Annotated in this window: 19 protein-coding genes; 7 read left to right on the plus strand and 12 right to left on the minus strand. The window is 71.7% G+C overall.

All coding sequences use genetic code 11. The features are described from left to right. Positions 1 to 6 precede the first annotated feature (6 nt). From ACZ6S8_RS15280 to ACZ6S8_RS15290, 3 genes are all read left to right on the plus strand, one after another. Positions 7 to 1,308 (plus strand): PTS transporter subunit EIIC, encoded by a 1,302-nt coding sequence (locus tag ACZ6S8_RS15280; protein WP_469455818.1) that lies wholly within the window; start codon positions 7 to 9, stop codon positions 1,306 to 1,308. A gap of 322 nt (positions 1,309 to 1,630) precedes the next feature. Beyond that, on the plus strand, positions 1,631 to 2,902 hold the full coding sequence (locus ACZ6S8_RS15285) for a PTS transporter subunit EIIC (RefSeq protein ID WP_469455820.1): 1,272 nt from the start codon (positions 1,631 to 1,633) through the stop codon (positions 2,900 to 2,902). A gap of 105 nt (positions 2,903 to 3,007) precedes the next feature. After that, the gene (locus ACZ6S8_RS15290) at positions 3,008 to 3,934 is read left to right on the plus strand and encodes a DUF7916 family protein (RefSeq protein WP_469455822.1); all 927 of its coding nucleotides are present in this window, start codon (positions 3,008 to 3,010) and stop codon (positions 3,932 to 3,934) included. Between the two features lie 161 nt (positions 3,935 to 4,095). Here ACZ6S8_RS15290 and ACZ6S8_RS15295 read toward each other — a convergent pair whose 3' ends face one another. Beyond that, the gene (locus tag ACZ6S8_RS15295; protein ID WP_469455824.1) at positions 4,096 to 4,848 is read right to left on the minus strand and encodes an MBL fold metallo-hydrolase; all 753 of its coding nucleotides are present in this window, start codon (positions 4,846 to 4,848) and stop codon (positions 4,096 to 4,098) included. A gap of 215 nt (positions 4,849 to 5,063) precedes the next feature. Here ACZ6S8_RS15295 and ACZ6S8_RS15300 point away from each other — a divergent pair, with 215 nt between their 5' ends. Further along, positions 5,064 to 5,483 (plus strand): hypothetical protein, encoded by a 420-nt coding sequence (locus ACZ6S8_RS15300; protein WP_469455826.1) that lies wholly within the window; start codon positions 5,064 to 5,066, stop codon positions 5,481 to 5,483. 395 nt (positions 5,484 to 5,878) lie between these two features. Here the strand turns inward: ACZ6S8_RS15300 and ACZ6S8_RS15305 are convergent, their stop codons facing one another. From ACZ6S8_RS15305 to clpS, 7 genes are all read right to left on the minus strand, one after another. Next, positions 5,879 to 6,829, minus strand: coding sequence for a PLP-dependent cysteine synthase family protein (locus ACZ6S8_RS15305; RefSeq protein ID WP_469455828.1), 951 nt, complete (start codon positions 6,827 to 6,829; stop codon positions 5,879 to 5,881). After that, positions 6,829 to 7,107 (minus strand): MoaD/ThiS family protein, encoded by a 279-nt coding sequence (locus ACZ6S8_RS15310; RefSeq protein WP_267841723.1) that lies wholly within the window; start codon positions 7,105 to 7,107, stop codon positions 6,829 to 6,831. The genes ACZ6S8_RS15305 and ACZ6S8_RS15310 overlap by 1 nt, the downstream gene beginning before the upstream one ends. A gap of 109 nt (positions 7,108 to 7,216) precedes the next feature. Next, the gene (locus ACZ6S8_RS15315) at positions 7,217 to 7,324 is read right to left on the minus strand and encodes a putative leader peptide (protein ID WP_311736929.1); all 108 of its coding nucleotides are present in this window, start codon (positions 7,322 to 7,324) and stop codon (positions 7,217 to 7,219) included. A 77-nt stretch (positions 7,325 to 7,401) separates the two neighbouring features. After that, positions 7,402 to 7,824 (minus strand): M67 family metallopeptidase, encoded by a 423-nt coding sequence (locus ACZ6S8_RS15320; protein WP_469455831.1) that lies wholly within the window; start codon positions 7,822 to 7,824, stop codon positions 7,402 to 7,404. 147 nt (positions 7,825 to 7,971) lie between these two features. Beyond that, positions 7,972 to 9,465, minus strand: a complete 1,494-nt coding sequence (locus ACZ6S8_RS15325; RefSeq protein WP_469455832.1) for an amino acid permease — start codon at positions 9,463 to 9,465, stop codon at positions 7,972 to 7,974. 368 nt (positions 9,466 to 9,833) lie between these two features. After that, positions 9,834 to 10,436, minus strand: coding sequence for a DUF2017 domain-containing protein (locus tag ACZ6S8_RS15330; protein ID WP_469455834.1), 603 nt, complete (start codon positions 10,434 to 10,436; stop codon positions 9,834 to 9,836). Beyond that, complete coding sequence (clpS, locus tag ACZ6S8_RS15335) at positions 10,436 to 10,750, minus strand: ATP-dependent Clp protease adapter ClpS (RefSeq protein WP_267841727.1); 315 nt, start codon at positions 10,748 to 10,750, stop codon at positions 10,436 to 10,438. Before clpS ends, ACZ6S8_RS15330 begins: the two co-directional genes overlap by 1 nt. An 80-nt stretch (positions 10,751 to 10,830) precedes the next feature. Here clpS and ACZ6S8_RS15340 point away from each other — a divergent pair, with 80 nt between their 5' ends. Together ACZ6S8_RS15340 and ACZ6S8_RS15345 are read left to right on the plus strand one after the other, a co-directional pair. Beyond that, positions 10,831 to 12,159, plus strand: a complete 1,329-nt coding sequence (locus ACZ6S8_RS15340; protein ID WP_469455836.1) for a nicotinate phosphoribosyltransferase — start codon at positions 10,831 to 10,833, stop codon at positions 12,157 to 12,159. Between the two features lie 167 nt (positions 12,160 to 12,326). Beyond that, positions 12,327 to 12,911: an isochorismatase family protein gene (locus tag ACZ6S8_RS15345; protein ID WP_469455838.1), complete on the plus strand. Its 585-nt coding sequence runs from the start codon at positions 12,327 to 12,329 to the stop codon at positions 12,909 to 12,911. Positions 12,912 to 12,998: 87 nt separating this feature from the next. Here ACZ6S8_RS15345 and ACZ6S8_RS15350 read toward each other — a convergent pair whose 3' ends face one another. Both ACZ6S8_RS15350 and ACZ6S8_RS15355 read right to left on the minus strand, forming a co-directional pair. After that, complete coding sequence (locus ACZ6S8_RS15350) at positions 12,999 to 13,313, minus strand: hypothetical protein (RefSeq protein ID WP_351276442.1); 315 nt, start codon at positions 13,311 to 13,313, stop codon at positions 12,999 to 13,001. Positions 13,314 to 13,429: 116 nt separating this feature from the next. Then, complete coding sequence (locus tag ACZ6S8_RS15355; protein ID WP_469456011.1) at positions 13,430 to 15,781, minus strand: immune inhibitor A domain-containing protein; 2,352 nt, start codon at positions 15,779 to 15,781, stop codon at positions 13,430 to 13,432. A gap of 483 nt (positions 15,782 to 16,264) precedes the next feature. Here ACZ6S8_RS15355 and ACZ6S8_RS15360 point away from each other — a divergent pair, with 483 nt between their 5' ends. After that, entirely contained in the window at positions 16,265 to 16,525 is a 261-nt protein-coding gene (locus tag ACZ6S8_RS15360) for a hypothetical protein (RefSeq protein ID WP_469455840.1), read from the plus strand. 109 nt (positions 16,526 to 16,634) lie between these two features. Here the strand turns inward: ACZ6S8_RS15360 and ACZ6S8_RS15365 are convergent, their stop codons facing one another. Further along, positions 16,635 to 17,360 (minus strand): RDD family protein, encoded by a 726-nt coding sequence (locus tag ACZ6S8_RS15365; protein WP_469455842.1) that lies wholly within the window; start codon positions 17,358 to 17,360, stop codon positions 16,635 to 16,637. 76 nt (positions 17,361 to 17,436) lie between these two features. Further along, positions 17,437 to 19,245: an RDD family protein gene (locus tag ACZ6S8_RS15370; RefSeq protein ID WP_469455844.1), complete on the minus strand. Its 1,809-nt coding sequence runs from the start codon at positions 19,243 to 19,245 to the stop codon at positions 17,437 to 17,439. Positions 19,246 to 19,421: the final 176 nt, after the last annotated feature.

A 19,421-nucleotide genomic window follows, 5' to 3' on the forward strand; every position in this document is an offset into this window, starting at 1 on the left:
ACGCCGATGAGCGCGAGCAGCGCCACAGGAGTGCCGCAGCAGAAGTGGTGGAACGGCTTGTTCCAGGGACTCCAGAAGATGGGGCGGAGCCTGCAGCTGCCGATCGCCGTCCTTCCGGCGGCGGGCATCCTGAACCGGCTCGGCCAGGACGACGTGTTCGGCAAGGACGGCCTGGGCTGGAACGACGTCGCGCGGGTGATGGCCGCCGCGGGCGGCTCCCTGCTCAACGCCGACCTCGGCCTCCCCCTCCTCTTCTGCATCGGCGTCGCGATCGGGATGGCCAAGAAGGCGGACGGCTCCACGGCGCTGGCCGCGGTGGTGGGCTTCCTCGTCTACCGGAGCGTGCTGCGGGCCTTCCCGCTGGCCTGCCCCGAGGGCACGAGGGACATCGGGGGCGGCTGCCTGGGGGCGGACAACACCTTCGCCGAGTACACCTTCCAGAACCCGGGGGTCTTCGGCGGCATCATCATGGGCCTGCTGGCGGCCTGGTTCTGGCAGCGCTACCACCGGGTGAAGCTGGTCGACTGGCTCGGCTTCTTCAACGGCCGCCGGCTGGTGCCGATCATCATGACCTTCGTCGCGATCGCGTTCGCCGTGCTGTGCCTGTGGGTCTGGCCGCCGATCGGCGACGCGCTGGAGAGCTTCTCGGACTGGCTGGTGGGCCTGGGCTCGTGGGGTGCCGGGATCTTCGGCATCGCGAACCGCGCGCTGCTGGTCATCGGCCTGCACCAGTTCCTGAACGTGCCGGTGTGGTTCCAGTTCGGCAGCTTCACCAAGCCGGACGGGCAGGTCGTGCACGGCGACATCCCGATGTTCCTGGCGGGCGACCCGAACGCCGGGCAGTTCCTCTCCGGCTTCTTCCCGATCATGATGTTCGCGCTCCCGGCGGCGGCCCTGGCCATCACGCACTGCGCCAAGCCGCTGCGGCGCAAGGAGGTCGGCGGGCTGATGCTGTCGGTCGGCCTGACCTCGTTCGTCACCGGGATCACGGAGCCGCTGGAGTACTCGTTCCTCTTCGTGGCGCCACTGCTGTACGTGATCCACGCGGTGCTGACGGGCGTGTCGATGGCGGTGACCTGGGCGCTGGGCGTGCACGACGGCTTCAGCTTCTCCGCCGGCCTGATCGACTACGTCATCAACTGGAGCCTCGCCACGAAGCCCTGGATGATCATCCCGATCGGCCTGTGCTTCGCGGTCGTCTACTACGCGGTGTTCCGCTTCGCGATCACGAAGTTCGACATCCCGACCCCGGGCCGGGAGTCGGACGAGGAGATCGAGGCGATGGAGTCGGAGAACACCCGGGCGTAGCCGAGCCGTGATGTAGCGGCGCACGACCCCCGCCGGGCCTTCGGTCCCCGCGGTGCGGGCCCTCGGATCCCAGGATCCGGGGGCCTTCGCCATGTCCGGAGGTCCGGGGTTCCGGATGCGCGGCCGGTTCGGGCCGGATGTGGCGTAGACCACAGGAAATTGAAGGTTCCTTATCTAACCCTCACCGTGTTACAACTGGTCTACACCACTTATTGGTGTAGACCATGCGGGCTTGTCCGGCCCCTGCGGTCCACCTTTCTGAGACGTCGCCATCTCCAGTTTCCTTGTCCCCTGGCGGCGCCTTGCCCACTGGAGGAACCACATGTCCACAGCGACCGCTGCGGAAAACAAGAAGGGCGCTGGCGTGATGGCCGTCATGCAGCGCATCGGCCGGAGCCTCATGCTCCCCGTTGCCGTGCTGCCTGCCGGCGCGCTCCTGCTCCGCCTGGGCGCCGACGACATGCTCGGCGACAAGGACGTGTTCCCGACCTTCATCCTGAAGATCGCCGGATACATGGCCGCCGGTGGTGGCGCGATCCTCGACAACATGGCGCTGCTGTTCGCCGTCGGCATCGCGATCGGCTTCGCCAAGAAGTCCGACGGTTCCACGGCGCTGGCCGCGGTCACCGGTTACCTGGTCTTCCAGAAGGTCCTCGCCACCTTCACCGACAGCAACCTGCCCAAGGTCGCGAAGGTCGTCGGCGGCAAGATCGTCAACGTCGACGCCCCGGTCAACGCCGGCGTGCTCGGCGGTGTCGTGATGGGCATCATCACCGCGCTGCTCTACCAGAAGTTCTACCGGACCAAGCTGCCGGACTGGGCGGGCTTCTTCGGCGGCCGCCGCCTCGTCCCGATCCTCTCCGCCCTCGCGGGTCTGCTCACCGGCATCGTCTTCGGTCTGATCTGGCCGGTCCTCGGCACGGGCCTGCACAACTTCGGTGAGTGGCTGACCGGTTCGGGCGCCGTCGGCGCCGGCATCTTCGGTGTCGCCAACCGCGCACTCATCCCGATCGGCATGCACCACCTGCTGAACTCCTTCCCGTGGTTCCAGGCCGGTTCGTACGACACCGCCAACGGGGCCGTCCACGGCGACATCGCCCGCTTCCTCGCCGAGGACCCCACCGCCGGACAGTTCATGACCGGCTTCTTCCCGATCATGATGTTCGCCCTCCCGGCGGCCTGCCTCGCGATCGTCCACTGCGCCCGCCCCGAGCGCCGCAAGGTCGTCGGCGGCATGATGTTCTCGCTCGCCCTCACCTCCTTCGTGACCGGTGTGACCGAGCCCATCGAGTTCACCTTCATGTTCATCGCCCCGGTGCTCTACGCGATCCACGCGGTCCTCACCGGTGTCTCCCTGGCCCTGACCTGGGCCCTGGGGATGCGCGACGGCTTCGGCTTCTCCGCCGGCCTCGTCGACTTCGTCCTCAACCTGGGCATCGCCGAGAAGCCGTGGATGCTGGCGGGCGTCGGCCTCTGCTTCGCGGTGGTCTACTACTTCGTCTTCCGCTTCGCGATCACCAAGTTCAACCTCCCCACCCCGGGCCGCGAGTCCGACGAGGAGCTCGCCGAGCTGGCGAAGGCCGAGGCGAAGTAAGCCTCAGCCCCACCCGCCGCACCCGGCACGTCAGGACCGAAGCCCCTGCCTTTCCCTACGAAAGGCAGGGGCTTCGGCGTGCCCGCGCTCCCTAGCGTGGAAGGCATGACTCCCTCCGCACAGCCCCGCATCCTCGACCTCGACCGCGACCGGCTCGCCGCCCTGCGCGGGCGCGCCCTGACCCGGGCCGTGGCCGCCGCCGAGGGGCGGACCATGGTCGCCGAGGTGTTCGCCGAGCGCGCCGCACTGTCCCCGCACCCCGACGGGAGCGGCGTGCACAACGCCGAGCTCGTCGCCGCCTTCGGCGCGGACGTCGTCGTGCTGAACCTGATCGAGCGGGCCTGGGACGGCGAGCGGCTGCGGCTGCCGGGGCTGGGCGAGTTCACCTCCTTCACCGAGCTGGCCCGGGTCATCGGCCGGCCCGTCGGCGTGAACCTGGAACCCGGTGACGTGCCGGAGATCCGGCGCGCGAAGCCCGAGTACGCCAAACGGCTCGTCGACATGGGCGCCGCCCTCCTGTGCATCACGGCGAACCCGGGCACGGGCGGCTCGTACGAGGCCATGGCCCGGGTCACCGACGAGCTGCGCCGGGGGCTGGGCGACGACGCGGCCCTCTGGTCGGGGAAGATGCACCACGCCGGGCACCCGGAGCGGATCACCACCGCGCGGCTGACGGCGCTGGTCGACGCGGGCGCGGACGGCGTGGTCATGCCGCTGCCGGGGACGCTGCCGGGGGTGACCCGCGAGCTGGCCGCGACGGCGGTGGCCGCCGTGCAGGACGCGGGCGCGATCGTGATGGGCGCGATCGGCACCAGCCAGGAGGGCAGTCACGCGAACGTGGTGCCGCAGCTCGCGCTGAACGCCAAGGAGGCGGGCTTCGACGCGCACCACTTCGGGGACTCGTACATCCCGGGCCTGTGCGACCCCGAGGTGATGTACGCGTACTCGGTGGCGATCCGCGGCCGCCGCCACACCTGGAACCGGATGGCGCTCGGCGGCCGGCACGCCCGGCGCGCGGCGGAGGCGGTCTAGGCCGTCTCCTTCGGATCTTGTCGGCCGAGCCCGCGGCGTCTGGCGCCGTGCCTGGTCGTGCTGTCGGGGCGCCCGTGTACTGGACGTACTCGGTTGCCCTGGCAGTGCGGCCGGGCGCGGTGCCAGGCGTCGCGGGCCCGGCAAGATCCGAAAGAGACGGTCTAGATGTCGTAGACGGCGCCCGCGTGGGCGAGGTCGACGGGGCCGCCGTAGACCGCGCGGGCGTCGGCGAGGTTGCGTTCGGCGTCCGTCCACGGCGGGATGTGCGTGAGCACGAGCCGGCCGACGCCGCCGGCGCGGGCGTACTCGCCGGCCTCGCGGCCGTTGAGGTGCAGGTCCGGGACGTCCTCCTTGCCGTGGGTGAAGGAGGCCTCGCAGAGGAACAGGTCGGTGCCCTCGGCGAGCAGGCCCAGCTCGGGGCAGGCGCCGGTGTCGCCGGAGTACGTGAGCGAGCGGCCGTCGTGCTCGACGCGGATGCCGTACGACTCGACCGGATGGCTGACCCGCTCGGTGCGCACCCGGAAGGGGCCGATGTCGAAGGTGCCGGACTTCAGGGTGCGGAAGTCGAAGACCTCGCTCATGGAGCGCTCGTCGGGAACGTCGTCGTAGGCGGTGGTCAGGCGGCGCTCGGTGCCCTCGGGGCCGTAGACGGGGAGCGCGGGGCAGCGGCCGCCCTCGTGCCGGTAGAAGCGGGCGACGAAGTACGCGCACATGTCGATGCAGTGGTCGGCGTGCAGGTGGCTCAGGAAGATCGCGTCGAGGTCGTAGAGGCCGCAGTGGCGCTGGAGTTCGCCGAGGGCGCCGTTGCCCATGTCGAGGAGCAGCCGGAAGCCCTCGGCCTCGACGAGGTAGCTCGAACAGGCCGATTCCGCGGACGGGAACGAGCCCGAACAGCCGACGACGGTGAGCTTCATGGAGCGTGAACCTCCGTGGACGGTCCGTGGACGGAATGCGGGCCGTGCGTGGGTCGAGCGTAAGGCGCGAAAGGGCGGGTCGCTCCTCCGCGGCGGGCCGTTGTGGGGGGAATCACCTGCGCTGTCACCCGGGGGAGCGACGGTGGGTACGGGCGTTGCCATGGCCGGGTGTTCCCTGCCGTGCCGGGGCCTTCCCACACGGCTACGGTCGAAACATGGACACCTCCTGGTGGCCCGCGGTGGCCGCGGTCGTGGCCGTCGCGCTGGTGGTGCTGGTCGCCGGAGGACGGCTGGGACTCCCCCGCCGGGCCCCGCCCGCACGGGGGACGGGTCCGCCGCCGCGGCCGCGGGCGGGCGAGCTGTGGCGACTGGCCGACGGCCGGCTGTGCCTGGTGCTGTCGGCGGGGCGGGCACGGGACCACCGGGCGCGGGTCGCGTGGATCACGGGGAAGTACGACGACCGGCGCGCCGGGGTGATCCCGCTGCCGCCGGGAACCGTGGGGGCGCAGGGCCGGGCGGGTTACCTGGAGGCGGACCGGCCGGCGGAGGTGTCGGTGTGGGAGTTCCGCGACCGGGCGGGGGTGCTGGACCCGACGGTGTGGGACGAGGTCAAGGGGCTGGGAGGCGGCCGGTGATCCGCGTACGGGGCGCGTGCGACCCGGCGGAGCCGGACGCGGACGGCGTGCGCGTGCCGGCGGACCGGCCGTGGCCGCGCGGGCTGCCGAAGGCGGCGGCGGGGCGGCGAGCGGCCCGGGGCGCCCCGCCCGCGGTCGGGCGGGGCGGGCCGGGGCGGCGCGTCCGGTCCCGCCGGCGGGTCAGGCGCGGGCGCGTCCGGCCCCGCCCGCGGGTCAGGCGCGGGGTCCGGGGCGGAGCCCCTGGGGCTTGAGGCCCGCCCCCGCCGAGGCGCGCCACGGGGGTCCGGGCAGCGCCCGGAGCGGAAGAGCCCCGAGCGGCAGCGCCCGGAGCGGCAGCGGGGGCGCCGCCCGGCCCGCTCCCGGCCCGCTCCCGGCCCGCCGCGGGGCGCCGGGCGTCAGGCCCAGAGCTGGCCCTGGAGGACCTCGATGGCCTCCTCCGTCGTCTCCGCCGTGTACACGCCCGTGGACAGGTACTTCCAGCCCCCGTCGGCCACGACGAACACGATGTCCGCCGTCTCGCCCGCGGCCACCGCCTTGCGGCCGACGCCGATCGCCGCGTGCAGGGCGGCGCCCGTGGAGACGCCCGCGAAGATGCCCTCCTGCTGGAGCAGCTCCCGGGTGCGGGTGACGGCGTCCGCCGAGCCCACCGAGAAACGGGTGGTCAGCACGGAGGCGTCGTACAGCTCCGGGACGAAGCCCTCGTCGAGGTTGCGCAGCCCGTACACGAGGTCGTCGTACCGCGGCTCGGCCGCGACGATCTTGACGCCCTCGACGTGTTCGCGCAGGTAGCGGCCGACGCCCATCAGGGTGCCGGTCGTGCCCAGGCCCGCAACGAAGTGGGTGATCGACGGGAGGTCGGCGAGGATCTCCGGGCCGGTGGTGGCGTAGTGCGCGCCCGCGTTGTCCGGGTTGCCGTACTGGTAGAGCATCACCCAGTCCGGGTGCTCCGCCGCCAGTTCCTTGGCCACCCGGACCGCGGTGTTCGATCCGCCCGCCGCGGGCGACGGGATGATCTCGGCTCCCCACATGCGCAGAAGGTCCCGGCGTTCCTGCGAGGTGTTCTCCGGCATCACGCAGACGATGCGGTAGCCCTTGAGCTTGGCCGCCATCGCCAGGGAGATGCCGGTGTTGCCCGAGGTGGGCTCCAGGATCGTGCAGCCGGGTGACAGCCGGCCGTCCTTCTCGGCCTGCTCGACCATGTGGAGCGCGGGGCGGTCCTTGATCGAGCCGGTCGGGTTGCGGTCCTCCAGCTTGGCCCAGATGCGCACCTCGTCGGAGGGCGACAGCCGGGGCAGCCGGACCAGCGGCGTGTTGCCGACCGCGGCCAGCGGGGAGTCGTAGCGCATTACTTCGATCCGCCGGCCACGGCCGGGAGGATGGTGACGCTGTCGCCGTCCTTGAGGGCGGTCGAGATGCCGTCGAGGAAGCGGACGTCCTCGTCGTTGAGGTAGACGTTCACGAAGCGGCGCAGCTTGCCGCCGTCGACGATGCGCTCCTCGATGCCCTTGTGGCGGGTCTCCAGGTCGGAGAACAGCTCGGACAGGGTCGCGCCCTGGCCCGACACGGCCTTCTCGCCGTCGGTGTAGGTGCGGAGGATGGTCGGGATGCGGACCTCGATGGCCATGGCGGGCTCCTGTGTCGTGAGTCTGGGTGTCGTGCGAGGGCGTGGGGCGGCGATGCTGGGCGCGCGGTTCTCGTGCCCCCGCGCGACGGGGCGGTGTGGTGCGTGGTGCTCAGGCAGCAGGACAGATGGCACTGGCGAGGCGGCACAGGTCGACGTGCAGCCGCGCCACGAGCAGCAGCCTGCCGGGCGTCTCGATGCTCACGTCGTGGGAAACCATGCGGTCATGTTAACGATTCCCGACCGGCGGTTTGGAGTGTGATCCCGCATCGTGGACTCCGACGGCTCACATACTGGTCAGTAGGCGGCTACGACCCGTACTTCCTCTTCGGTGATCGCTCCGTCGACGATGCGGTACGAGCGGAACTGGAACTCCCCGAGGCCGTCCTCGTCCGCCGTCGAGACCAGGACGTAGTGGGCGCCGGGCTCGTTGGCGTACGTGACGTCGGTGCGCGAGGGGTAGGCCTCGGTCGCGGTGTGCGAGTGGTAGACGATCACCGGCTCCTCGTCGCGGTCGTCCAGCTCGCGGTAGAGCTTCAGCAGGTCCTTCGAGTCGAACTCGTAGAACGTGGGCGAGCGGGCCGCGTTGAGCATCGGGACGAACCGCTCGGGGCGGTCGGTGCCGGCCGGCCCGGCCACGACGCCGCAGGCCTCGTCGGGGTGGTCCTGGCGGGCGTGCCCGACGATCTGGTCGTAGAGGGCCTGGGTGAGGGTCAGCATGAGCGACAGGATAAGCAGACGGGCCCTCCCGTACCGAGGGGCGGTACGGGAGGGCCCGAATGATGGACACACCGCCCCGGGGGCGGGGTGTCGGGAGCGTGGTTCCCGGCCGCGGCAGGCGGCCGGGACCCACGGTCGGCGGTGGGGCTACGAGGCCTGCGAGGACCCGGAGGACTCCGAGGACTGCGCGGGCTCCGGGGAGCGCGGCACCTTGTTGAAGGCGGCGCCCTGCGGGTTGCGGGACTTCAGGACCAGGTAGGAGATGCCGAGGAGCAGGCCCCACAGCGGGGCGCAGTACAGCGAGACCCGGGAGTCCTTGTCGACGCCCATCATCACGATGACCATGCCGATGAACAGCAGGGCGAACCAGCTGGTCCACGGGGCACCGGGGGCGCGGAAGCTCGACTGCGGCAGTTCGCCGCGGTCGGACTGGGCGCGGTACTTGATCTGGCAGACGAGGATCATGATCCAGGCCCACATGCCGGAGATGGTGGCGAAGGAGACGACGTAGTCGAAGGCCTTGCCCGGCGCGACGTAGTTGATCCAGACGCCGACCAGCATCAGCGCGGCGGAGAAGGTGGTGCCGACGAGCGGGGTGCCGCTCTTGGTGAGCCGGGTGAAGACCTTCGGGCCCTGGCCGTTGAGCGCGAGGTCGCGCAGCATGCGGCCGGTGGAGTACATGCCCGAGTTGCAGGACGACAGGGCGGCCGTCAGGACGACGAAGTTGACGATCGCGGCGCCGACGCCGAGGCCCATGCGCTCGAAGGCGGCGACGAAGGGCGAGACGCCGGGCTGGAAGTGCGTCCACGGGACGACCGACAGGATCATGATGAGCGCGCCGACGTAGAAGACGGCGATGCGCCACGGCACGGTGTTGATGGCCTTGGGGAGGGTCTTCTCCGGGTCCTTGGACTCGCCGGCGGTGACGCCGACCAGCTCGACCGCGAGGAAGGCGAACATCACGATCTGCAGGGTCATCAGCGTGCCGCCGATGCCCTTGGGGAAGAACCCGCCGTCGTTCCACAGGTTGGAGACGGAGGCGGTCGCGGCGGCGTCGGAGAAGCCGATGGTGAGGATGCCGGCGCAGATCAGGATCATGCCGACGATGGCGGTCACCTTGACCATGGAGAACCAGAACTCCAGCTCGCCGAAGAGCTTCACGGAGATCAGGTTGGCGCCGTAGAGGATGACCGTGAAGATCAGCGCGTAGGCCCATTGCGGGAAGCTGTCGTGGGTCCAGTACGACATGTACTTCGCGGCGGCGGTGACCTCGGTGATGCCGGTGACCACCCAGAACAGCCAGTACGTCCAGCCGGTGGCGTACCCCCAGAACGGGCCCAGGAACTCGCGGGCGTAGTCCGAGAAGGAGCCGGAGACGGGCCGGTACATGAGCAGCTCGCCCAGGGCCCGCATGATGAAGAAGATGACCAGGCCCGCGATCGCGTAGGCCAGGATCAGGCTCGGGCCGGCCTTGGAGATGGCCTTGCCCGCGCCCAGGAACAGGCCGGTGCCGATGGCGCCGCCGATCGCGATCATCTGGATCTGGCGGGCCCCGAGGGCGCGGTGATACCCCTCGCCGTCCTCGCCCCGCGCGCCCTCGCCGGGCGTCTTGCCGTGCTGCTCGACCTGCACAGAGGTCATGTCTGGTGCGCCTTTCTCCACGCCGACCCGCGCCCTCTACAGGCTGCGGATCGGGTCCTCGATCCCCCCGGATACGGATGGAGTTGCACGCCGGCGGTCCGCCGGTTCAAGCAGGCCGGGGGACATGGGTGGCGTCCCGTCGGCGATCGTGAAGATTTATCACGGGCTTACGGGGGATCCGGGCAGGAGAATGTGACACGGACCACGGGAAATTCAGGACATGGACCCCGAAACGCATCAGATCACCGCGTTGCGGTGATCTGATCGTTATCCGGATTTGAGCGTCCGCTGAGCGAACGTTGCGTCCCGTTGAGGATGAATTGAGGATCTTCCGGGGGTCCCCGGAGGCCGTGGCGGCCCCCGGAGCCTCAGAGGGTCTCGATGAGGGTCTCCTGGAGCCCGCCGAGCCAGAGGTACGCCATCACCATCGGCTTGCGCGGGTCGTCGTCCGGCAGCCGGAACAGCACCGCGCTCTCGTCGTCCTCGGTGATCTCCAGCCGGGCCGCGATCGTCAGGCGCAGGTCGTTGAGCGCACCGAGCCAGCGCAGCGGCAGCTCCCCCTCCAGCTCCAGGACCGCCGCCCCGTCGCCGGCCGGGGTGAGCCCGTCGAGGCTGCGGACGACGGCCAGCGCGTCCTCGCGCTTGCGGGTGCGCAGGTCGTTCTCGGTGAACCGGCGGAACTCCGCCGCCCGGGCCGTCAGCTCGGCCGCGTCCACGCCCTGCTCGGCGGCGCCGCCGGGGGCCCCGTACGCGTCGGGGAAGAGCCGGGCCAGCGCCGGGTCGGACGGGGGCTCCGAGGGGCCCTCGGCGAAGAGCGCGGCGAGCGGGTCGGCGTCCTCGGCGGGCTCCGGGGCGCCGGGGCCGATCAGCTCCAGCAGCTGGACGGCCAGCGAGCGCAGGATGGAGATCTCGATCTCGTCGAGCGCGATGGCGGCGCCGCCGCCCTTGCGGGTCTCGAACGTGCCCCCCATCAGCCGCGGTCCTGCGTCAGGGTCGCCCACAGGCCGTAGCCGTGCATGGCCTGCACGTCGCGCTCCATTTCCTCGCGGGTGCCGCTGGAGACGACCGCCCGCCCCTTGTGGTGGACGTCCAGCATCAGCTTGTGCGCCTTGTCCTTGGAGTAGGCGAAGTACGCCTGGAACACGTAGGCCACGTAGCTCATGAGGTTGACCGGGTCGTTGTGCACCAGGGTCACCCAGGGGACGTCGGGTTCCGGGACCGCGAAGGTCTCTTCGGCCGATTCGGTGCGTTCGATCTCTACAGGAGCAACACTCACTCGTCCCATGCTGCCACTGCCGGGGGCCCGTCGCACAAACGGGCCGCACATCTCGTCACTTTGACGAAATGTGCGCTAGCATCCGAGCCATGAACCCTGCGGACCTGGGCCTGCCGGTGGACGTGCCGTCGACAGCGCTCTTCACGGACCATTACGAGCTCACGATGCTGCAGGCCGCCCTGGCCAACGGCACGGCCGACCGCCGCTCGGTCTTCGAGGTATTCACCCGGCGGCTGCCCGAGGGGCGCCGCTACGGGGTGGTCGCGGGCACCGGCCGGGTGCTGGACGCGGTGGAGAACTTCCGCTTCGACGGCGCCGTGCTGGAGTTCCTGCGCGAGCGGGCCGTCGTCGACATGCGGACGCTCGACTGGCTGGCCTCCTACCGCTTCTCCGGCGACATCTGGGGCTACCCCGAGGGCGAGGTCTACTTCCCCGGCTCCCCCGTCCTGCGGGTGGAGGGCAGCTTCGCCGAGTGCGTGCTGCTGGAGACGGTGATCCTCTCGATCCTGAACCACGACTCGGCGATCGCGGCCGCCGCCTCCCGGATGTCCTCGGCGGCGGGCGGGCGCCCGCTGATCGAGATGGGCGCGCGGCGCACGCACGAACTGGCGGCGGTGGCCGCGGCGCGGGCCGCGTACGTCGGCGGCTTCACCTCGACCTCGGACCTGGCGGCCGGATTCCGGTACGGCATCCCCACCGTCGGCACCAGCGCCCACGCCTTCACCCTGGTCCACGACAGCGAGCGCGACGCGTTCACCGCGCAGGTCGCCTCGCTCGGCCGGGGCACGACGCTGCTGGTGGACACCTACGACGTCGCCGAGGCCGTCCGCACGGCCGTCGACATCGCCGGGACCGACCTGGGCGCCGTGCGCATCGACTCCGGCGACCTGCTGCTGGTGGCCCACCGGGTCCGGGCGCAGCTGGACGAGCTGGGGGCGACCGAGACGAAGATCGTGGTCACCTCGGACCTGGACGAGTACGCCATCGCCTCGCTGGCGGCGGCGCCGGTGGACGCGTACGGCGTCGGCACGCAGCTGGTGACGGGCAGCGGGCACCCCACGTGCTCGATGGTCTACAAGCTGGTGGCGCGGGCGACCTCGGCGGACCCGAAGGCGGCCCTGGCCCCGGTGGCGAAGAAGTCCTCGGGCGGCAAGACCTCGCTGGGCGGCCGCAAGTGGGCGGCCCGCCGCCTGGACGCCGAGGGCATCGCCGAGGCGGAGGTCGTGGGCCTCGGCCCGGTCCCGGCGGCGCTGGCCGACCACCAGCTGCTGACGCAGCTGGTCAAGGCGGGCGAGGTGATCGCGCGAGAGCCGCTGGAGACCGTCCGCGACCGGCACCGCACGGTCCTGGCCGGCCTGCCGCTGTCCGCGACGCAGCTTTCGCGGGGCGAGGCCGTGCTCCCCACCGAGTACGTCTGACCCCTCACCGGGCGTACCCCGCCCGGCACCGGGCGGGGTACGCCCCGCGCCCGGACCGGGGCCCCGCCGGCCGGGTCGGGGCCCCGGTTTCGGGAAGGGGCGGGGTGGGGGAGGAGCCTCCGCAGGCCCCGGCCCCGCACACCACCACGAACCGAAGGGCACGCGCCATGCACCGCGCACTGATCGTCGTCGACGTACAGAACGACTTCTGCGAAGGCGGCAGCCTCGCGGTCACCGGCGGGGCCGACGTCGCCGCCGCCGTCACCGAGCTGATAGGCCAGGCCACGCCCGGATACCGGCACGTCGTCGCCACCCGCGACCACCACGTCGACCCCGGCGCGCACTTCGCGCACCCCCCGGCGCAGCCCGATTTCGAGACGTCCTGGCCCGTCCACTGCGTCGCCGGGACCGAGGGCGTCGGCTTCCACCCGAACTTCGCGCCCGCCGTGGCGTCCGGGGCCGTCGCCGCCGTCTTCGACAAGGGCGCCTACGAGGCCGCGTACAGCGGGTTCGAGGGGGCCGACGAGAACGGGGTCACGCTCGACCGGTGGCTGCGGGACCGGAACGTGACCGAGGTGGACGTGGTCGGGATCGCCACCGACCACTGCGTGAAGGCCACCGCCCTCGACGCGGCCCGCGCGGGCTTCACCACCCGCGTCCTGCTCGACCTGACGGCCGCCGTCGCCCCGCACACCACCGCCCGCGCCCTGGACGAGCTCCGCGCGGCCGGGGTGGAGCTGGCCGGCGGCTGACCCCGGCCGAGGGGCCCGGCCGTGCCGGACGGGCCGGAGCGCGTGCTCCGGCCCGTCCGGCACGCCTGGCGCCTCAGCGTCTGGCGCCTAGCGCCCCAGGAGGGCCCGGATCGGGTGCCAGAGCTCCTCCGCCACGTCGGGGGCGCAGCGCCACAGCAGGCCGTCCGGGTGGTGCAGGACGGCCGTGACCTCGTCCGGGGTCGGGGGCTGGGCGTTGCCCCGCAGGTACACCGCGCGCATTCCGAGGTTCCGCAGCCTGGTCAGGGCGCGGGCCCGGTTCGCGGCGTGCACCAGCACGCGGACGCTTCCGCTGTCGCCGCCGTCACCGGACGACGGCCTCGGCAGCGTGAGCGCGACCACCACGCTGCCGCCTGGCAATCTGACGAAACCTCCACCGGGCATGATCTTCAGCTCCCCCGTCAATAAGAAAACTCAGCCCGTGCATCTAAACGCGAACGGCCGCCGCCCGCTAGAGGGCGACGGCCGATCATGCTTTGACCTGCGGTTTTGCTGAGAAACTACTTGGAGGGGGCGACTTCGACTGTCATCTGGAGACCGTCGTAGGCCTCCTTGAGGATCTTGATCTTCGTGTTGGTGTCAGTGACCTTCACGGAGCCGGTCGGGTTCTCGTCGTAGTAGTACTTGCCCTTGCGGTCGTCGAAGACCAGGTTCGTGGGCTTCGGCTTGACGAAGAGCTCTTCGCCGTTCTTGTGCAGCGTGAACGCGTCCGTCGAGTAGGCGCTGAACGTCGCGTCGTACGGCTGGATCTTGTTCCGCAGCAGCGTGCCGTCGGCCCACTTCATGGGCTTGGCGTTGGCGTCGATCGGAAGGATCAGACCCTGGCCCGGGTGTTGGCTGGTGTTGTTGTCCTTCTGGGAGGTGTCCCACTGCCAGATCAGCAGACCGTCCTGGTACGGGTAGTGCTCGACCCAGTCCGGACGGGTGTTGCCGAAGCCGAAGTTGTACGGGCCCACCTTGAGGGTGGAGTCGTACGACACGTAGCGGCGGTTCTCGGCCAGGTAGTACTGCGCGTACTCCTTGGTGAAGCCGGCGCCGATGCGGGAGAAGCCCTTGCCGGTCCAGCCGTTGTCGCCGTTCTCGGCGCCGTCGGCGAAGACGGTGGAGCCGTCCGCGGTGATGTTGACGGCGTCGGCGGTGAAGCCCTTGCCGCCCGCGCCGCCGTCCGTCTGGTAGCGGAAGCGGAGGTCGACCTTCTTGCCCGCGTAGGCGTCGAGCGGGAAGTTCAGCGACTTCCAGGCACCCGAGGCACCGGTGAGCGAGGGGCTGCCGCCCGCGTCGGCCGGGAGGGCCACGCCGTCGGCCGTGCCCGCGAGGGCGGTCCAGTTGGCGCCGCCGTCGGTGGACACCTCGGTGTAGAGGTAGTCGTACTCGGCCTCGATGTCCCACCAGCCCTTGAGGGACAGGGCGGCGGACTTCTTGCCCGTCAGGTCGACGGAGCGGGTGAGGGTGTTCTTGAGGTCGTCACCCATGTTGCTCCACCACTGCGAGGAACCCTCGGCGGGAGCGACGACGTCGGTCTGGACCTTCTTCTTGGGCAGCTCGACGACCAGCGCCTGCTTGTCCTTGGTGTTGTACGCGGAGACGCCCAGCTTGTGGGTGGACTTCGTCGCGGCCTTCGCCTTGTCGTAGTTCAGCCAGCCCAGCTGGAGCTTGTCCCAGGCCGTCATGTCGCCCGGGAGGTCGCCTATGGAGTCCTTGCCCTTGCCGAGCCAGGAGCCCGCCGACATCAGGGACCAGAAGCCGACGCCGTTCTCGCCGCCACCGGAGGTGTCGTAGAGGTCCGGCAGGCCCAGGTCGTGGCCGTACTCGTGCGCGAAGACGCCGAGGCCGCCGTTCTCCGGCTGCATCGTGTAGTCGCCGACCCAGATGCCGGTGTCACCGATCTGGGTACCGCCGGCCTTGTTGTTCGCCGGGCCGGTCTTGCCCGCGCTGGTGCCGTAGGCGTACCAGCGGTGGGCCCACAGCGCGGTGGTGCCCTGCACGCCGCCGCCGGCCGACTCGTCCTCGCCCGCGTGGACGATCTGGAAGTGGTCGATGTAGCCGTCGGGCTCGTTGAAGTTGCCGTCGCCGTCGAAGTCGTAGCGGTCCCAGAGGTCGTACTGGGCCAGCTGCGCCTTGATCTGCGCGTCGGTCTTCCCGGCCTTCTTCTGGGCCTCCGTCCACGCGAGGACGCCGTCCTTGACGGTGTCCCACACGTTGGAGCAGTTGGTCTGGCCGCAGTAGTTGGAGCCGTAACGGGCCTCGTTGTACGGGACCTTCACCCAGTCGGAGACCTCGCCCTCGACCGAGTAACGGCCCGAGGAGGTCTTCTCGTAGTAGGTCTTCAGCGAGTCCTTGCCCTTGCCGGTACCGAAGTACAGGTCCTGGAAGTAGCTGCGGCTGAAGTCCTTGCGCCAGGCCGTGCTGTTGTCCAGCTTCCGGTCGGGCTGGGCGATCGTGTTGTGCAGCGGACCGGGGGTGCCGCCGTACTTGGGCGCCTCGGGCTTGGGGCCCGGGCCGTCCGGGTCGTGCATGGTCGTGTTGTCGACCTGGTCGCCGAACTCCACGAGGATCGTGAAGATCTTGTCGGTCTTCTCCCGGCCGAGCTCGACGTACTTCTTCTCGTCGAGCTTGACGACCTTGGAGGCACCGCGCTGCTCGACGTCCTTCTTGCCGGTCAGCACCTGGTCCAGGGCGGCCTTGCGCTGCTGCGCCTGCTGCTCGCTGAACGGGCCCTTGAGGTCGTGCTCGGCCACCTTGGACGGGGCGGTCGGGTCCTGCCGGTCGGCAGCCGGGGCGCCGATCGGACCGGGATCGGCCTGGGCGGCGGTCACGCTGAAGAAGGTGACGCTGGTCGCGCAGGCGGCCATGGTCACGGTGACGGCAGCGGCGCGCAGCGCGCGTCGTCTGACGGAGTTGCTGGTCACTTGATGTCGTTCCCCTCCCGCGGCCGCGACGTAGGTCGGAACTTCTCCATAGGAGCGGGGGGTTCCGCGCGGCGCGCGTCTCAAGTGACGACATTTGACCGGAGAGACGCGAGAAAAGACAGACCTTGACTTGTCCGTTACAACTGCACTATGCGGGCAATGAGTTCCGCTATTCGGACGTTCCACAGCCATACGGGGCGAAGGGTGCTTCCCGACGGCACACCCGTCCGATTCAGGCCAGTTTCCTGCCCCGTTCGGGCCACATCGGGGCACGAGAAATGATGCCGTGCGCCCCCCGTGCTCCGGCACCGTGGGTTAGGTCACGCTTACTGGCGGTTCCCCACGGGCATCTCCCGTCGTAGAGTCACTTGACGCGCGACCTTGTTGAGCCGACTCCCCCTCCCCTCCCTGAGGACGGATATCGCCATGCCGCGTCCGACTGCCGCACAGCTTGCCTACGGGTCCGCCACCGTCATCGTGTCGACGATCGCCATGCTGCTGCTCTCGCAGACCAGCACGGGGCTCGGCGTCGGTGTCGTCTCCGCGGCCTCCCTCGCCCTCGGCCTGCTCGTCGCACTCAGCGTGCCCGTACCGAAACGCCGGGGCCGTCACACGGTCCGTGCGGCGCCGGCCGCCCGGGTACCCGAGCAGAGGACGGCGGCGTCCGAACACCCCGTACACCACTGAGGGTCACCCCCTCCGGCCGGCGCACGACGCGCCGCGGGCGGCCTCCCCGGAGGGAGACCGCCCGCTTCGTGCTGCGCCGTGGCGCTGCCGCGCCGTCGTACCGGTCGTCCTAGGCGGACCTGACCACCACGGTCTTGGCGACCTTGTCGTGCAGGCCCTGCTTGTACGGCTTGTCCACGAGGATCGAGATGATCAGCGCGATCGGCCACAGGCAGAAGCAGCAGATCAGCGTCGGCAGCCACAGCACGGCGGCGCGGCTCAGCGCCGGACCGGACTGGGGGACGCTGCCGTCGTTGAGCATCGCGACGCGCAGACCCATCGTCTTCTTACCGATCGTCTGGCCGTTCTTCTTGGTGAAGAACCAGTCGTAGCCGACGTAGGCCAGGATCGAGATCAGCGTCATGATCAGGCCGCTGCCGCTGTAGGACTTGGTGATGACCTCGGAGATGTCCTCGCCCTGGTCCGTCTCGACGGTGTAGCGGTTCGTGCCGAACGCCAGCTGGATCAGGAACAGCGGGATCGCCACGATGACCACGTCGATGACGCGGGCGGCGAGCCGCTTGCCGATGTCGGCGAGCGGGGGCATCCCGGCGAGCGGATCGGGCATGCCGCCGCCTCCGCCGTAGGGATCGCCGCCTCCGTACGGCGGGGGCGGGGGCGGGTATCCCCCGCCGCCGCCCGAGCCTCCGGGGGGCGGGGGCGGCGGGTAGCCGCCGCTGCCGGGGGGCGGTGAGCCGTACGGCGAACCGCCCGACGGAGGCGTCGGTTCCTGGGGCTTCTTGAGGAACGGGTCGTCCTCGGGCGGCTGGCCCTGCGGCGGCTGGTCGGTACTCATGGCCCGAGTCGAACCCGGCTCCGCACCCCCCGCAACGGGACGGCGTCCGTTCGGGGGACGAGCCGCCCCGGGTGGCTCACCGGGACACGTACGTCCCCGCCGCCCGGTCGTGCCAGCCGCGCCGGCGCGGGCGGTCGAACAGGCACCAGAGGCTGCCGGGGACGCCGAGGAGGGCGTACACCAGCCAGCGGCGCAGGGCGGCGCCGACGCCCGGCGGCCGCAGGGTGCCGGCCGCCAGGACCCGTACGCCGAGCAGCTTCTTGCCGGGGGTGCGGCCCCAGCGCGCGGTGGGCAGCACCTCGTAGAAGATCCCGAAGAGGAGGACGGCGCCGAGGACGAGGCCCGCGTCGGTGGCGATGGTGGTGTCGAACAGCCAGACGGTGGTGGTGCGCCCGCCGGCCCGGGCGGCGTCCACCTTGGCCTGGAGGTGCGCGGTGGCCGCGGGGACCAGGGGCAGGGCGACGGCGGCCGCGACGGCTCCGAGCACCAGCGTGTCCAGGACGCGGGCCACGAACCGGCGCCCCAGTCCGGCGGGGCGAGCGGCCCGCTCGGCCATCCGCTCGAAGACGGCCCGGGGGGTGGTGCCGCGGGACGTACGGGCCCCCTCCTCGGCCTGCGGCAGCGACGGGCGGGCTCCCCCGGCCCGCGGCTGCCACCCGTCCGCGGCGGCCGGCGCCTGGGCGGCGGATGCCTGGGCGGCGAGTGCCTGGGCAGCGGCGGGCCGCACGGGGGCCGGGCGCGGTACGGGTTTGGCGGCGGGGCGGGTTGACGCGGGGCGGGCGGCGGCCGGGCGGGTGGCCGCCGGGTTCGCGCGACGGGGCGGGGCCTCCTCGCGGGCGGGGGCGGCGGGCTGCGCGACCGACGGCCGGGCCGGGGCCTGGGCGGACGCCTGGGCGGCCTCGGCCGGACGCGGGGCCGCCGGGGCGGACGCCGCGGCGCGGGGGCTCGCCTCGGGCCAGGAGGACGTCAGGCCGGAGACCGCGCCGCTCCCGCTGCCGCCCGGGGCGTCGGGCCACGCCGGCGCGGAGGCGGCGGGAGCGGGTACGGGTGAGGAGTCGTCAGGGGCGGCCGGGGTGACCGGGGTGGCGGCGGAGGCGGCCGGCGAGCGCGCCGAGAGGATGCCCGCCGAGACCTGCGCGGGGAACCGGGCCGCCGGGGCGGCCGCCGCGGCGGCGGCCGGCGTACGGGCCAGGGAGACCCCGGGCCCGGCCGGCTCGTCGGCGGCCTCCGGACGGCGGCCCGCCGCCGGGACCCCGGCCGGCCGGACGGCGGACGCCCGGACGGCGGGCTCGTACCCGGCCGGCTCGCGCACGGGGCCGGCCTGGTGCCCGGCGGGCGCGTGCCCGGCGGCCGGCGCGGGCGCGGAGGCGGGCTCGTACCGGTCGGCGGACGCGTACCGGTCGGCCGGCTCGTACGCGGCGGCGGCCGGCTCGTGCGCCCCGGACCCGTGCGCCCCGGACTCGGGCGCGGCCTGCTCGTGCGCCACGGGCTCGTACGCGGCGGCGGGCTCCGCCGGGCTGCCCCACGACACCCGGTGGTCGCGCGGGCCGCCGAAGCCCGCCTGGTGGAGGCGGTCGGCCTGCCAGACCGGTTCGCCGCCGGATTCCGGTTCGCGTTCCGGTTCGCGTTCCGAGGCCCCTTCCGGCCCCCGCGCCGCGGCCGGCTCCGGTTCCGGCAGGGTCTCGGTCGCGGAGGTGTCGTCCAGGAACACCGGCCCGGTCTCCTCCATGGGAGCCGGCCCGGGCACCGGAACGGCCGGAGCGGGGCGGCTCGTACCCGGCACCCACGCGGCGCCGTTCCAGTACCGGACGAACCCGGGGATGGACGGATCCGGGTAGTAGCCCTCGCGGGCCGCGTGCTCGCCGTCACCAGGGGAGGCCGTCATGTCCCCAACTCCGATCGTGGCTTGAGGCTTGTCCAGGGAAGGACCATAGCCAAGAACCTCCCCCCGACAGGTCCGGTAACGGGAGAATGCACGCGTTCGGACAAACTCTGGCCCATACGACTGTTTTCAGTCAGCCGTCAGGATCCGGCCAATCTCCGCTCCACGGGCCGAAGTCG

The sequence above is a fragment of the Streptomyces sp. NPDC048461 genome, from assembly GCF_055587105.1.

Bases quoted from the DNA above. Each gene is read 5' to 3' on its own strand.
- ACZ6S8_RS15280 (WP_469455818.1), top strand. From the start codon at position 7: ATGAGCGCGAGCAGCGCCACAGGAGTGCCGCAGCAGAAGTGGTGGAAC.
- ACZ6S8_RS15285 (WP_469455820.1), top strand. From the start codon at position 1,631: ATGTCCACAGCGACCGCTGCGGAAAACAAGAAGGGCGCTGGCGTGATG.
- ACZ6S8_RS15290 (WP_469455822.1), top strand. From the start codon at position 3,008: ATGACTCCCTCCGCACAGCCCCGCATCCTCGACCTCGACCGCGACCGG.
- ACZ6S8_RS15295 (WP_469455824.1), bottom strand. From the start codon at position 4,848: ATGAAGCTCACCGTCGTCGGCTGTTCGGGCTCGTTCCCGTCCGCGGAA.
- ACZ6S8_RS15300 (WP_469455826.1), top strand. From the start codon at position 5,064: ATGGACACCTCCTGGTGGCCCGCGGTGGCCGCGGTCGTGGCCGTCGCG.
- ACZ6S8_RS15305 (WP_469455828.1), bottom strand. From the start codon at position 6,829: ATGCGCTACGACTCCCCGCTGGCCGCGGTCGGCAACACGCCGCTGGTC.
- ACZ6S8_RS15310 (WP_267841723.1), bottom strand. From the start codon at position 7,107: ATGGCCATCGAGGTCCGCATCCCGACCATCCTCCGCACCTACACCGAC.
- ACZ6S8_RS15315 (WP_311736929.1), bottom strand. From the start codon at position 7,324: ATGGTTTCCCACGACGTGAGCATCGAGACGCCCGGCAGGCTGCTGCTC.
- ACZ6S8_RS15320 (WP_469455831.1), bottom strand. From the start codon at position 7,824: ATGCTGACCCTCACCCAGGCCCTCTACGACCAGATCGTCGGGCACGCC.
- ACZ6S8_RS15325 (WP_469455832.1), bottom strand. From the start codon at position 9,465: ATGACCTCTGTGCAGGTCGAGCAGCACGGCAAGACGCCCGGCGAGGGC.
- ACZ6S8_RS15330 (WP_469455834.1), bottom strand. From the start codon at position 10,436: ATGGGGGGCACGTTCGAGACCCGCAAGGGCGGCGGCGCCGCCATCGCG.
- clpS (WP_267841727.1), bottom strand. From the start codon at position 10,750: ATGGGACGAGTGAGTGTTGCTCCTGTAGAGATCGAACGCACCGAATCG.
- ACZ6S8_RS15340 (WP_469455836.1), top strand. From the start codon at position 10,831: ATGAACCCTGCGGACCTGGGCCTGCCGGTGGACGTGCCGTCGACAGCG.
- ACZ6S8_RS15345 (WP_469455838.1), top strand. From the start codon at position 12,327: ATGCACCGCGCACTGATCGTCGTCGACGTACAGAACGACTTCTGCGAA.
- ACZ6S8_RS15350 (WP_351276442.1), bottom strand. From the start codon at position 13,313: ATGCCCGGTGGAGGTTTCGTCAGATTGCCAGGCGGCAGCGTGGTGGTC.
- ACZ6S8_RS15355 (WP_469456011.1), bottom strand. From the start codon at position 15,781: ATGGCCGCCTGCGCGACCAGCGTCACCTTCTTCAGCGTGACCGCCGCC.
- ACZ6S8_RS15360 (WP_469455840.1), top strand. From the start codon at position 16,265: ATGCCGCGTCCGACTGCCGCACAGCTTGCCTACGGGTCCGCCACCGTC.
- ACZ6S8_RS15365 (WP_469455842.1), bottom strand. From the start codon at position 17,360: ATGAGTACCGACCAGCCGCCGCAGGGCCAGCCGCCCGAGGACGACCCG.
- ACZ6S8_RS15370 (WP_469455844.1), bottom strand. From the start codon at position 19,245: ATGACGGCCTCCCCTGGTGACGGCGAGCACGCGGCCCGCGAGGGCTAC.